Consider the following 11,616-nt stretch of genomic DNA (forward strand, 5'->3'; position numbering starts at 1 on the left):
CCGGCATCGCCAACCTCCACAACATCATCCTCGCCGGCTGACCACCGGCCCCATCCCACGCAACGCCTTCACCCAGTTACGAGACGTCCCTTAGTTCCTGCGGGAGTGGAATCTGATGGGACTCCGCAATCGCCAGCACCGCCACATCGAGGTCCCCGTGCACCAGTCGCTGGGCGAGCCTCAGGCTGGACGGCTCGACGCACATGGAGAAAGAGATATCCGGGAAGCTCGTCTCCAGACAATGGAACAGAGACGAGACGCACTCCATGTGCACCGATCCAAATCGGATCGTGCCCGCCGGGCCGGCGATCTCTCCCCCCAACGCGTCCATTTCGGCGACCAATAGGCGGGCTCGTTGGAGGAACTGCTCTCCGAAGGTGGTGGATCGAGCGCCACCGCGCCCGCGCTGGAATATCTGATGACCGACCATCCGTTCGACACGCTGAAGCAGGGTCGTGACGGAGGGCTGCGAGATCCCCAGTCTGGATGCTGCTTTCGAGATGCTTCCGGTATCGGCGATCGCGCAAACGACTCTCAGATGCCGGATTTCCAGATCCATGCGTGCACCCTATCCATCCGGGTTCAGGCCGGGTAGTCGCTACTCCCCCGTCCTCGCGCGAGGTCATGTCGTCAAGAAAGCGTCGCAGTCTCGGTGGCAATGGCGGGCGGAAGCTTCACGAGCATTCATGAACCGTCATTGGGCTCGTGGTGGTGACCGGCGGCTACGGCTCACTGGGGAGAGGCCAGCGGGACGGCCCCGCTGCCCGAGATATCCGTCGTGGCGTCACGGCCTTCACCGCGAGGACCGGGCAGGAGACCCGGAGCAGGATCTCCTGTGCGGTCGAGCCCAGGATCAGCTTGCCGATCGGGCTTCGATGCCGGATTCCGATGACTACCAACGACACATCCTGCGCCTCGGCGAGATCGGCTATCTCCTCGGCGGCGTCCCGACCCTGCATGAGCTGCCTGATCGCGAACGGCACCCCGGACGCGGTCAGCTCGCGGGTCACCGCGTCCAGGTCGGGCTGCTGAGCGAAGCAGGGATCGACGTAGGCATCTCCCCGCGAGGTGTTCACCACGAGCACCGGCTCGTCGCGGAATCGCGCTTGTCCGATCGCGGCCTGCAGGGCCGCCATTCCCATCGGGGATGGAACGTATCCCACCAGAACGGTCACCCTGTCACCATCCTTGCACGCCGGCGGAGGACGAACCGCCGGACCAACGGCCAGAAGAGCACCACCAGCACGGTGGTGTAGATCAGACCCGACACCCAGCCACCCAGCAGCCCGTGCCACTCTCCACCGGACAGCTGCAACGCCCGGCGGCCCTGCAGTTCGGCGCGCGGAGCCAGGATCACCCCGACGATCAGCGGCAGGATCGGCAGCCCGAACCGGCGCAGGCCGAAGCCGAGCAGGCCGAGTACGAGCAGCAGGAAAAGGTCGAACGGCTGTGCGTTGACGGCGTACGCGCCCATCGACGCGAAGAAGAGGATGCCGGCGTAGAGATACGGTCGAGGAATCCGAAGCAGCCGCGCCCAGGCGGGCGCGAGCGGGAGATTCAGCACCAGCAGCAGCAGATTCCCGACGAAGAGGCTGGCGATGAGCGTCCAGACCAGACCCGACTCCCGCTCGAAGAGCAGCGGGCCGGGTTGGATGCCGTACTGCTCGAAGGCGGCCAGCATCACCGCGGCGGTGGCGTTGGTGGGCAGGCCGATGGCGAGCATCGGTACCAGCGTGCCGGCGGCGGACGCGTTGTTGGCCGCCTCGGGGCCGGCAACGCCTTCGATCGCTCCCCGACCGAACTCGTCCCGGTGCTTGGACAACTTCTTCTCGGTGGCATACGACAGGAACGTGGGTATCTCAGCGCCACCCGCGGGTAGCGCCCCGAACGGGAATCCGTAAGCGGTGCCGCGCAGCCAGGGCTTCCAGGACCGGCGCCAGTCGTCGCGGCCCATCCACGGCCGGCCGACCGGGATCACCTCGGCCGGACGGCGTCGGAGGTGCGCGGCGATCCAGAGCGCTTCGCCCACGGCGAAGATCCCGACAGCCACCACAACCACGTCGATGCCGTCTGCGAGCTGCGGCACACCGAAGGTGAGCCGCTGTTGACCGGTCACCCTGTCGATCCCCACCACTCCGATGACCAGGCCGATCAGCAACGAGGCGAAACCGCGTACCCGGGAGGCGCCCAGCACCGAGGTGACGGCGACGAACGACAGCAGCATCAGGGCGAAGTAGTCCGGCGCGCCGAGGCTGACCGCGAACCGGACCACCGGCGGGGTGATGACCACAAGCAGCAGGGTGGCGATGGTTCCGGCGACGAACGACCCGATCGCGGCGGTGGCCAGCGCCTGCGCTGCCCGGCCGGCCTTGGCCATCTTGTTGCCCTCGATCGCGGTCACCACCGACGAGGACTCACCGGGAGTGTTGAGCAGGATCGACGTGGTCGATCCGCCGTACATTCCGCCGTAGAAGATGCCGGCGAACATGATGAAGGCCTGCGTGGGCTCCATGCCGTACGTCACAGGCAGCAGCAGCGCCACTGTCATCGCGGGGCCGATGCCCGGTAGTACACCGACCGCGGTGCCGATGGTGACACCGAGAAGCGCGATGAGCAGGTTCATCGGCGTCGCCACGTGGGCGAACCCGTCGAGAAGCGAATGGAGGTTCTGCATCTACAGGACTCCTCGCAGCACGCCAGCGGGCAGGTTGATGCCAAGCCCGATGGCGAATGTGTAGAACGTGATGAGCGAGAGCCCCACGGCGATCAGCAGGTTCCGGACGTGGTCGCGGCTGCCGAGCGCGAACGCCGTACCCCAGAAGAGCAACGCGCCACTGATCACCCAGCCGAGCGGCTCGATCAACACTGCGTTGGTCAGGAACGCCGCGACGAGAAGCAGGACGGTGCGCCAGTCGACAGGAGTGGCCAGGTCGACGTCCTCGCCAGCCTCCGGCTCACCGACGCCGCCACGAGCCACATCAACGGCGTAGACCACCGCGACGACCATGAGCAGCGTTCCGAGCAGGATCGGCACCGGCCGTGGGCCGAGCGGGTCGGTGCTGCTCACCGCCTGACCGATCTGGGTCGCGTCGACGACAACCATGACCCCGACCAGCGCCAGGAAGACGCAGACGACGTACTGTGCGCGGTCCGGCTTCGACGCATCCGCTGCGGAACGCGGAGCGTCGTCCGCTCGTACCGCGTCCGACGGCTCGGGCGCGGGCTGGATCGGGATGTCAGACAACGCCGGGAACCGAGACGGCGAACCGCCGTCCCGATCCGATCGGCTCGGCCGGCCGGTCATGCCAGGCCGAGCTGCTTGAGCAGGTCAGCCACCGACTTGTCCTGCTGGGTGAGGAAGGCGGCGAACTGATCGCCTGTGACGAACGCGTCAGTCCAGCCCCGCTTGGTGAGCTCGGTCTTCCACTCGGCGGAGTCGTGCATCCTGGTCAACGCATCGATCCACAGCTTCTTGTCAGCGTCGCTGATGCCGGGCGGTGCGACGATGCCCCGCCAGTTGGTGAAGACGAGGTCGATACCTGCGGACTTCAGCGTCGGTACCTCCGGAAGCGCGTCGACCGGCGCTTCGCTGGTCACCGCGAGAACCCGGAGCTGCCCGGCCTCGACCTGATCGAGGAACTCCCCGAACCCACTTGCGCCGAAGGCCACCTTGCCTCCGAGCAAGGCTGGCAGTAGCTCGCCTCCGCCGTCGTACGAGATGTAGTTGACCTGTCGCGGGTCGATGCCGATGGTCTTGGCCAATTGCATCGGCAGCAGGTGGTCGGGGCCTCCGGGAGACGAGCCGCCGCCGACAGCGAGGCCCTCCGGGTTGGCCTTCCAGGCCGTGACCAAGTCGTTGATCGTCCGGTACGGCGAGTCCTTCGGCACGACGACCGCGCCTGCTTCCTCGATCATTTTGGCCAGCGGGGTGGTATCGGTCAGAGTGGCCGACGACTTCGAGGTGTACGAGGCGCCGACCACCCCCAGCCCCATCTGCATCGCAAGCTTGCCGTTGCCCTTCTCGTTCACGATGCGCTGCAGTCCGACCGTGCCGCCCGCTCCGGGCAGGTTGAACACCTGCACGCCAGCGGCGATCTTGGCATCCTCCATCACCTTCGCCGCCGTGCGGGCCGTGGTGTCGTATCCACCACCGGGGCTGTTCGGCACCATGATGCGTAGACCGGTGATCGGCTTGCCGTCGCCGCCCACGCCCGCCTCGCCCTCTTCTGCCGTGGCGCCGCAGCCCACCAGGGCAAGCGCCATGGTTACGGAGACGCCCACGAGTAGCGCATTTCTTCTGGTTGCCATCATGTTTCTCTTCCGTTTCGATTCAGACCGGCGGCAAGATGATGACCCCGACGCAGGGTCCCCGTCTGCCTTGTGTCACCAGCGGAAGTTGAGGTCGTTGTGGTCGCGGTCATGCCTCGGCGTCGTACGCTCGCCGGGCAGTTGCTCGCTCTCCAACTCGCGATCATCGTCGTGGTGCTCGCAGCGGTGGCGGCCGTGTCGCTGGCGCAGTCGGCGGCCACCTTCAACCGGGTCGAAGGCCGCCGTGTTGCTGCCCTCGGCGAACAACTCGCCGGGAACCCGCTGCTACGGGACCGCCTCGACCGGCCGGCGCCCGGGGAGACGATCGCGTCCCTGGTGCAGAACCTGCCGGTTCAGGCAAACGTGACCACCGTCAGCGTCGCCGATGACAGCGGACAGATAGTCACCTCCACCAACCCAACGCTTGTCGGCAGCCTCATGGTGCTCGGTGATCCGAGGGTCGCCGGCGGTCGGAGCTGGTTCGGTGAGCTGGCGGTGGGCGGGGCACGCGAGCTGGTGGCGCAGGTGCCGGTCCTGGGCGACCGCAAGAAGGAGAACCTCGGGCGGCATCTGGGCGTGGTGATGGTCGGCGAGGCACTTCCGTCCTGGTGGCAACGGCTGGTCGGCGCTTCGTCCTACCTCTTCACCTACCTCGGCATAGCCAGCGCCCTCGGAGTGCTCGGATCATGGCTGCTGGCCCGGCGCATCAAGCGGCAGACCCTCGGCCTCGAACCGCGGGAGATCGCCGGTCTGGCAGAGCACCGGGAAGCGCTGCTGCACGGCCTAGCCGAAGGGGTCATCGCGCTCGATCCGCAACACCGGGTCACGCTGGTCAACTCTGTCGGCCGCCGATTGCTCGACCTGCCCGAACATTGCCTCGGCCGCAGCCTGTCGGAGCTACGGATCGAGGGCCGGCTACGCGACGTACTCACGGGGGCGGGCAGCGCGCGGGAGACGCGGGACCAGGTCGTGGTGCGGGGCGGCCGGGTGCTCGTGATGAGCCGGATGAGGGTGAACAAGGACGGCCGGCGGCTCGGCTCGGTCACCACACTGCGGGACCGGACCGAGCTGGCCCGCCTGGAGCAGGAGATCGGTTCCTTTCGCAGTACCACTGAGTCGCTGCGCGCACAGACACACGAGTTCGCGAATCAGCTGCACACCATCTCCGGGCTGATCCAGATCGGTGAGCACGAGGAGGTGGTCCGGTATGTCGAGGCGCTCAGCCGGCATCGCGCCTCCCTGGACCTCGCGGTGACGAGCCGGATCCACGACACTGCGGTGGCAGCTCTGCTCACGGCCAAATCGGCGGTCGCCGCCGAGCGCCGCGTGGAACTGCGGATCTCTGAGCGGACCAGGTTGGGCCGGCTGGACATGGCGGTATCAGCCGATGTGGGTACGGTGTTGGGCAACCTCGTGGACAACGCCGTCGAAGCCGTCGCAGGAGGCCGGAATGTCTCCCCCGCGGACTCGGGCGCCTGCCCGGACATCAACGGCAGGCCGGGCGCCGGAAACCAGTGGGTAGAAGTCGAGTTGCGTCAGGATTCCGCATCGATCGAAATCGTCGTCCGCGACTCGGGGCCGGGGATCGCTCCCCGACTGGCGCAGGAAGTGTTCGCCCACGGTTTCACGACGAAAGCGGCAGAGGGCGGTGAACGGGGTATCGGCCTCGCGCTCACCCGCATGGTCTGTCACCGCCGCGGTGGTGAGGTCGCAGTGACGAACACCGAGGAGGGCGCGATGTTCACCGCGCGAATGTCGGTAGCGCCGCTGGAGGCAGGGCCGTGATCGACGTGCTGATCGTTGATGATGACTTCAGGGTGGCCCGGATCCATCGCGGTTTCGTCGAACGGCTCGAAGACTTCCGGGTCGTGGCAACCGCGAGCACCGGGGAAGAGGCAATCGCCGCGGTGGAGCAGTTGCGCCCAGACCTGGTGCTGCTCGACTTGTACCTTCCGGACATGTTCGGCCTCGACGTGGTCGCCAGGCTGCACACCGCCGGGCATGACTGCGATGTCCTCGTTATCAGCGCTGCCCGGGAGAGCGACAATGTACGCCGGGCGGTGCGGTACGGCGCGGTCAACTACCTTCTCAAACCATTCAGCTTCGAGGAACTGCGGGGCAGGCTCGAGCAGTATGCCGCGCGGCGCAGCACTCTCTCGAAGAGCATGGTCTGCGACCAGGGGGATATCGACCGGGCGCTCACGTCGAGCAGCCCGATCACCGGCTCGTCCGCTCTCCCCCGCGGCCTCAGCCCAGAGACTGCCGGACTGGTGGAGGAGATCCTCCGGAAGCAAGCGGGAACCCTCTCCGCCGCCGAGTGTGCGCATCAGATCGGCATCTCCCGAGTCAGTGCCCGCCGTTACCTCGAACACTTCGCCGTAGTCGGCCGGGCCGCAGTAACACTCAGGTACGGAAACACCGGACGGCCGGAACGCCGTTACCGCTGGACGGTCCGTTCTGGATCTTGAAAGGTCAACTCGTTCATTGCAACTCGGCCTGTCAGCGTGGTCGTCACCGTTAATCACCGCGGGCCCGGGTGATGGGGCATTTCGATGAGGTGGGTTGTCCGCGCGGTGGGCGAGTGTGAGGCGGTACGGCGGCAGGCGGTTGGCGTGCTTCGCCGCCGGGGGGTCGGTTCCGGAGATCACGGCCGTGCTGCGACCCGCCTGTGGTGCAGCAGGGCGACCTCGGTCAGCTGGGCTCCGACGTCGGTGACCAGCAGGCTGCCGGCTGCTCCCGAGCCGATCGCGGCGGCGCGCACGGTGTCGATGAACACCAGGCGGGAGGGTGCGAGGACCGTCTCGACGACGCGGCGCATCACGGTCTGGTCGTGTTCGCCGGCTAGGACCGGGCGGCAGGCCGCGACGACACCGCCGGAGGCACCGGTTCGCTGAAAAGGCGGATCAAGTGGGACAGCAGGATCACGCAGCCGTCGGCGTCGACGATACAGCCGCGCCGGATCAGAGAACCGGCGGAGGTAGACGCGTCCCCGCACGGCGCGCTGATGGTGCCGCGGTGCGCCGCCCAGACGCCGATCGAGCTGCTGCCGAGGCCAATCGCGACCGCGGTCTGCGGGGCAGAGCGACACATACCGGCAGCGCGCTGGTCGGACGAGAGGACGTTCGCGGGCACGGTTACACCGATCACTTCCATTGATACAAGCGTTTACCGAATCCCGTCGTCGCCGCTGAACAGCTCAGTGAAAGCGGTCGGATCCGGCGCAACTTCGTCGCGCTCGTTGCCGATGCCCGGCAACCGGCCCGCGGTCACTGGCTGCGGTGCGGGCCGGATGACCGAGACCTCGGTCGACCGCTTGAGTGCTGTCGTGGCCCTTCCTGTTCTGGACGGCTATGGTGGCCGACATGGATGACGGGCGCGGCTTCGGGGGCGTCGGCCGGCGAGTTGCGGTGCCGACGTTGCTCGTCTGGGCTGTGCTGGTGTTGGTCGTGTCCACCGCCCGGGACATCGGGTTGTGCATCGTCTTCCGGCTGACCCGCTGTGCGGTCCCGGGCTGTGTACCGGCGTGGTCGGCGGACCGGGCCCCGCCGACGTGGACGCTCACCGCCTGAAGCCGCCCGTTGCGCGGCGTCGGACACGACGCTGCCCCTTGGCTGGGAGCACCATGCCACCCTTCATTCATGACTTTCGCTTCTGCATGCCCATTGACCTGCCGGCGACGTCGCTTCCCTTCGTTAGCCCTCGACACCTGGTCCCCGACGTACCCGGGTGGACGACATGCTGACCGCCGGCGCCTACGCTCGTCCGGGCGTACAGTCGTGCCTTGCCCTTGACCTCGGAACGTCCACCGTCCGGCTGTGGACGCCGCAGGCTGGAACGGTGATCACTGAACCGACGGTGCTCTGCCGCCCCAGCACCGACCGGCACGTGGCCGGACGAGCCGCGCTGACCGCTCAGACCCGCGGTGTGACCGCCACGTGGCCGGTGCGCAACGGCGTGGTGCGCGACTTCTTCGCCTGCGTGCACCTGCTCCGGTTGCTGACCGCCGATCTCCGCCTACCTTCCGACACCGCCTATCCCGTACTGGTCGGTGTGCCGGCGACCGCGACCCTGCGCCAGCGCAACGTGCTTGTCGCCGCGGTCCGCCGTGCCGTCGGTGGACGGGTCAATGCAGTGGAGGAGCCACTCGCGGCTGCTCTGGCCTGCCGTCCTGACCCGGGCGGTGACGTGGTCGTGGTGGACATCGGATCCGGACGTACCGAAGTGGCACGCATCTGTGACCGCAGCATCGTCGCGGCGGAGCGTGTCGATGACGCCGGATCCGTCGACCGGATCCCGGCGATCGCCGACTGTGTGCGCCGTCTCGACCGTCCGCGGGGTGGTCAGCGGCGGCTGCTGCTCACCGGTGGTGGTGCGACCGCCGCCGGAGCCGCCGCGAGGTTGGCCGCGCTGACCGGCCGCTCCATCACGATGCCCGCCGAACCGCCGCTGGCCACGCTCACCGGCCTGCGCCGGCTACTCACGAACTGACGTGGGCCGGTCCCGCATCCGTATCCACTTCCCGGCCGCGGTTGCGGTCGTCTTCTTCCGGAGTTTGTCATGGACGTCGAATTCACACCGCTGCCGGGCATCGGAGAGTGCCACGCATTCACCACCGTCACCGGTCATCGGGTCGGCGTTGTCACCCACTACGCCGGCGGTCGACGCGAGCTGATCCACGGCGTCAGCGACGATCCCGATGCCACCTGCAGCCTGACCCTCTCGCGTAGCGAGGCGATCGCGTTGGCGGGACTGCTGGGCATCCTGGACGTCATCGACGTGGATGTCACAACCACTCGGCAGCCCCGCCATCCGGCTGCCGGGTGACGGGGCTGAGTGCTGCCATGATCAGCGGCCGCGCCGGCGACGAGGCCGGCGCGGCCGCTGCCGCGGCATTCCGTCAGCCCTTGTGTTTCTGCTGGAAGGGGACGCAGAACCGGGTATGCGGTAGCACTTCGAGCCGTTCGGCGGGGATGAGGCCGCCGCATTTCTCGCAGCGGCCGTAGCTGCCCTCGGCGATGCGTCGCAGCGCACCGGTGATCTGTTCGAGGTTGTGCCGGGTGGCCGTCACCAGTGCCGCCCGGTTGTGTGCTTCGCCGGGGTCGCCGGTGTCGGCCGAGATCTCCGTCAGTTCCTTGAGCCGGTCGTCTGGGCGGCGAAGTCCTCGCTCAGCGACGCACGGAGGCCGGCGAGCCAGCCCTGATCGGATACTTCGATGTCGACGCTCATGTACCGCTTTTTGGTCGGGAGGCCGAAAGTGCTTCGGGAAGCAAGAGGGCGGAAGCTCGAACGGCTTCGCCCTGGCGATCGGTGGGTGTCGTGAACTACCTCGCTCGCCGTGGGTCTCGACCCGACGGCTGCGGGCTGCGTTGCCCAGTCGCCGTCCTGCTCGAGGAGCAACCGTCGGAAACTGCGGCGATCGGCCGCGGGGCCGTGAGATGGACAGCTTTGAACGCCGCCAACGCAGTGACGGTGTGCGAGCGAGAGCTCGCCACCAGCATCGGACCACCTTGAATTGATCGTTCCGGACGTTCGGCAGGGGCTTCGGCAGCGCTGACGCACCCGCTAGCGCAGCGGGTCGAACGGCGCCAGCTCCGCGGGCACCTCACCCTTGAGCACCGCTTGGGCCACCAACTGTCCGGTGATCGGCCCCAGGACGATGCCCCACATGCCATGGCCACCGGCGACGAACACCCGCGGCGCGGCGGTCGCGCCGATCAACGGCAGGCCGTCAGGAGTGCACGGCCGGGAACCGACCCACTCGTCGCGACGGTCATCAAGGTTCACCCCGTTGAGCAACGGCCGCACCGCGTCGACGACGGCGGTGATGCGTCGCGGGTCCAACTCGTCGGCGGGCCGGCGGAACTCCATCATCCCGGCTACCCGCAACCGGCTGCCCAACGGAGTACAGGCGACCCGCTGCGCCGGGAAGTACAGCGGGCCGGCGGGCATCCGTTCGACAGGCACGCTGAAGCTGTAGCCGCGCCCGGCCTGCACCGGGCGACGTACGCCGAAGCGTGCCGCCAGCTCACCGAAGGCCGCTCCGGTGGCGATGACCACAGCGTCATGGCGGCGCTGCTGCCCGAATGGGCCGGTGACGCGGACGTCCGTGGTTGCCGGCTGCAGACCGGTCACCTCGCTGTTGTCGAGGATGCGGCCGCCGCGGGCCCGGACCGCATCCGCCAGCGACGGGATGAACTCGGAAGGGTTCAGGTACCGCTGCCCGAAAATCTGGACGGCGGCACCGACCCGGTCGCTCAGAACGGGCTCCATCGATCGGACCACCTGTCCGGTCACCGGGCGGAAGGTGACGTCCTGACCGGCGTCGCCCATCTGTTCCAGCTCGTCCAGCAGCCCACGGCTGTCACGCTCGCGGGCAAAGCAGGCCAGGAAGGGTTCCGCCGGCGTCGTCACGGCGCTCACACCGCCGGCCGCGAGGGCATCGAAGGCATCCAGGCAGCGCTCGTTGAGGGGGACGTAGGCGGCCATGCCCCGTCGCCACCGCCGGGCGGTGCTGTAGAACACGAACGACAGCAGGAAACGCCACAGGTCACGGTCGGCCCGCAGCGGCAGGTACACCGGGGATCGGGCGCTGAGCACCGCGCGTAGACCGTAACGCAGCACCGCAGGTTCCGGCAGTGGGGCGGTCAGCCCCGGGGTCAGCCAGCCGGCGTTGCCCCACGACGAGCCGGCGCCAGCGTGATGACGCTCGTAGACCGTCACCCGTGCGCCGGCTTCCTGCAGGAACCAGGCCGTGGACAAGCCGACCATGCCCGCTCCGATCACCGCGACGTCACACGGTGAGCCGCGCACGAACGCGGGAGTGCCTGTCACGCCGAGCTCGTCAGACATACCACTCCTCTGCTGCGCTGTGCCGTCTCGACAGCCGTTGGGTAGCTGGGCGCGCCATCCGGGCCTGCTTTCCGGCCATGATCGCCTGGTCACCGCATACCGGGCCAGGGCTGTGGCCGGTCAGCTGATGCGTCACACCTTGCCGACGCTCGGAAACCATCAGGCGACGGCAGCGCGACGGCAATCTCGCCCAGCCCGGGCCCGTTGTCGCTGACCTGGCAGGTCAGCACGTCGTGGTGCTGCCACAGACGCACCTCGCCGCCGCCCCCGCCCAGACCACGCACTCCATCAACATTGGTCGATAGCTGCGGGCCTGGTCGAACAAGCGGCCGTCACCGGCGAATCATCGGGGTTAGGAGTTCTAAGTGAGTGTTTGAGATTTGGGGTGTGGCGGCGTGTCGGGTTGAGGTGAGGGAAGGCCCTCGGTAGGTCCGGTGGTGTCGAGCCAACCGTTTCCAT

At 67.9% G+C, this 11,616-nt stretch carries 14 protein-coding genes; 5 read left to right on the forward strand and 9 right to left on the reverse strand.

The window, feature by feature from the left end:
- Nucleotides 1-76: 76 nt before the first annotated feature.
- The 5 genes from FB455_RS33490 to FB455_RS33510 form a co-directional block, all read right to left on the reverse strand.
- Nucleotides 77-559, reverse strand: a complete 483-nt coding sequence (locus tag FB455_RS33490; protein ID WP_486481636.1) for a LysR family transcriptional regulator — start codon at nt 557-559, stop codon at nt 77-79.
- Between the two features lie 163 nt (nt 560-722).
- A complete protein-coding gene (locus tag FB455_RS33495) occupies nt 723-1,175 on the reverse strand; it encodes a universal stress protein (RefSeq protein WP_013476180.1) in 453 nt (150 codons plus the stop codon).
- Nucleotides 1,172-2,674: a tripartite tricarboxylate transporter permease gene (locus FB455_RS33500; RefSeq protein ID WP_013476179.1), complete on the reverse strand. Its 1,503-nt coding sequence runs from the start codon at nt 2,672-2,674 to the stop codon at nt 1,172-1,174. Before FB455_RS33500 ends, FB455_RS33495 begins: the two co-directional genes overlap by 4 nt.
- Nucleotides 2,675-3,304 (reverse strand): tripartite tricarboxylate transporter TctB family protein, encoded by a 630-nt coding sequence (locus tag FB455_RS33505; RefSeq protein WP_030274982.1) that lies wholly within the window; start codon nt 3,302-3,304, stop codon nt 2,675-2,677.
- Complete coding sequence (locus tag FB455_RS33510; RefSeq protein WP_232236797.1) at nt 3,301-4,281, reverse strand: Bug family tripartite tricarboxylate transporter substrate binding protein; 981 nt, start codon at nt 4,279-4,281, stop codon at nt 3,301-3,303. Before FB455_RS33510 ends, FB455_RS33505 begins: the two co-directional genes overlap by 4 nt.
- 168 nt (nt 4,282-4,449) lie before the next feature.
- Here FB455_RS33510 and FB455_RS33515 point away from each other — a divergent pair, with 168 nt between their 5' ends.
- Together FB455_RS33515 and FB455_RS33520 are read left to right on the forward strand one after the other, a co-directional pair.
- Nucleotides 4,450-6,093: a sensor histidine kinase gene (locus FB455_RS33515; RefSeq protein ID WP_255368317.1), complete on the forward strand. Its 1,644-nt coding sequence runs from the start codon at nt 4,450-4,452 to the stop codon at nt 6,091-6,093.
- The gene (locus FB455_RS33520) at nt 6,090-6,776 is read left to right on the forward strand and encodes a response regulator (protein WP_013476175.1); all 687 of its coding nucleotides are present in this window, start codon (nt 6,090-6,092) and stop codon (nt 6,774-6,776) included. The genes FB455_RS33515 and FB455_RS33520 overlap by 4 nt, the downstream gene beginning before the upstream one ends.
- A 176-nt stretch (nt 6,777-6,952) precedes the next feature.
- Here FB455_RS33520 and FB455_RS34495 read toward each other — a convergent pair whose 3' ends face one another.
- On the reverse strand, nt 6,953-7,126 hold the full coding sequence (locus FB455_RS34495; protein WP_157539094.1) for a hypothetical protein: 174 nt from the start codon (nt 7,124-7,126) through the stop codon (nt 6,953-6,955).
- Nucleotides 7,127-7,149: 23 nt separating this feature from the next.
- Nucleotides 7,150-7,461, reverse strand: coding sequence for a hypothetical protein (locus FB455_RS33525; protein ID WP_051611147.1), 312 nt, complete (start codon nt 7,459-7,461; stop codon nt 7,150-7,152).
- Nucleotides 7,462-7,670: 209 nt separating this feature from the next.
- On the opposite strand from FB455_RS33525, the gene FB455_RS33530 reads away from it, so the two are divergent.
- The 3 genes from FB455_RS33530 (at nt 7,671) to FB455_RS33540 (ending at nt 9,132) form a co-directional block, all read left to right on the forward strand.
- A complete protein-coding gene (locus FB455_RS33530) occupies nt 7,671-7,877 on the forward strand; it encodes a hypothetical protein (RefSeq protein WP_223201179.1) in 207 nt (68 codons plus the stop codon).
- A 166-nt stretch (nt 7,878-8,043) separates the two neighbouring features.
- On the forward strand, nt 8,044-8,796 hold the full coding sequence (locus FB455_RS33535) for a rod shape-determining protein (protein ID WP_262419303.1): 753 nt from the start codon (nt 8,044-8,046) through the stop codon (nt 8,794-8,796).
- A gap of 69 nt (nt 8,797-8,865) precedes the next feature.
- The gene (locus FB455_RS33540) at nt 8,866-9,132 is read left to right on the forward strand and encodes a cation:proton antiporter regulatory subunit (RefSeq protein WP_030274987.1); all 267 of its coding nucleotides are present in this window, start codon (nt 8,866-8,868) and stop codon (nt 9,130-9,132) included.
- 73 nt (nt 9,133-9,205) lie between these two features.
- On the opposite strand, the gene FB455_RS35055 is transcribed toward FB455_RS33540, so the two are convergent.
- Both FB455_RS35055 and FB455_RS33550 read right to left on the reverse strand, forming a co-directional pair.
- On the reverse strand, nt 9,206-9,376 hold the full coding sequence (locus FB455_RS35055; protein ID WP_230650302.1) for a TraR/DksA family transcriptional regulator: 171 nt from the start codon (nt 9,374-9,376) through the stop codon (nt 9,206-9,208).
- Nucleotides 9,377-9,870: 494 nt separating this feature from the next.
- A complete protein-coding gene (locus FB455_RS33550) occupies nt 9,871-11,118 on the reverse strand; it encodes an FAD-dependent oxidoreductase (protein WP_030274989.1) in 1,248 nt (415 codons plus the stop codon).
- Between the last annotated feature and the right edge of the window lie 498 nt (nt 11,119-11,616).

The organism is Micromonospora sp. CNZ296 (assembly GCF_007827635.1).

Coding starts and splice junctions, on each gene's coding strand:
- FB455_RS33525 (WP_051611147.1), bottom strand. CDS start 7,461: ATGGAAGTGATCGGTGTAACCGTGCCCGCGAACGTCCTCTCGTCCGAC.
- FB455_RS33500 (WP_013476179.1), bottom strand. CDS start 2,674: ATGCAGAACCTCCATTCGCTTCTCGACGGGTTCGCCCACGTGGCGACG.
- FB455_RS33530 (WP_223201179.1), top strand. CDS start 7,671: ATGGATGACGGGCGCGGCTTCGGGGGCGTCGGCCGGCGAGTTGCGGTG.
- FB455_RS33540 (WP_030274987.1), top strand. CDS start 8,866: ATGGACGTCGAATTCACACCGCTGCCGGGCATCGGAGAGTGCCACGCA.
- FB455_RS33535 (WP_262419303.1), top strand. CDS start 8,044: ATGCTGACCGCCGGCGCCTACGCTCGTCCGGGCGTACAGTCGTGCCTT.
- FB455_RS33490 (WP_486481636.1), bottom strand. CDS start 559: ATGGATCTGGAAATCCGGCATCTGAGAGTCGTTTGCGCGATCGCCGAT.
- FB455_RS33505 (WP_030274982.1), bottom strand. CDS start 3,304: ATGACCGGCCGGCCGAGCCGATCGGATCGGGACGGCGGTTCGCCGTCT.
- FB455_RS34495 (WP_157539094.1), bottom strand. CDS start 7,126: ATGCGCCGCGTCGTCGAGACGGTCCTCGCACCCTCCCGCCTGGTGTTC.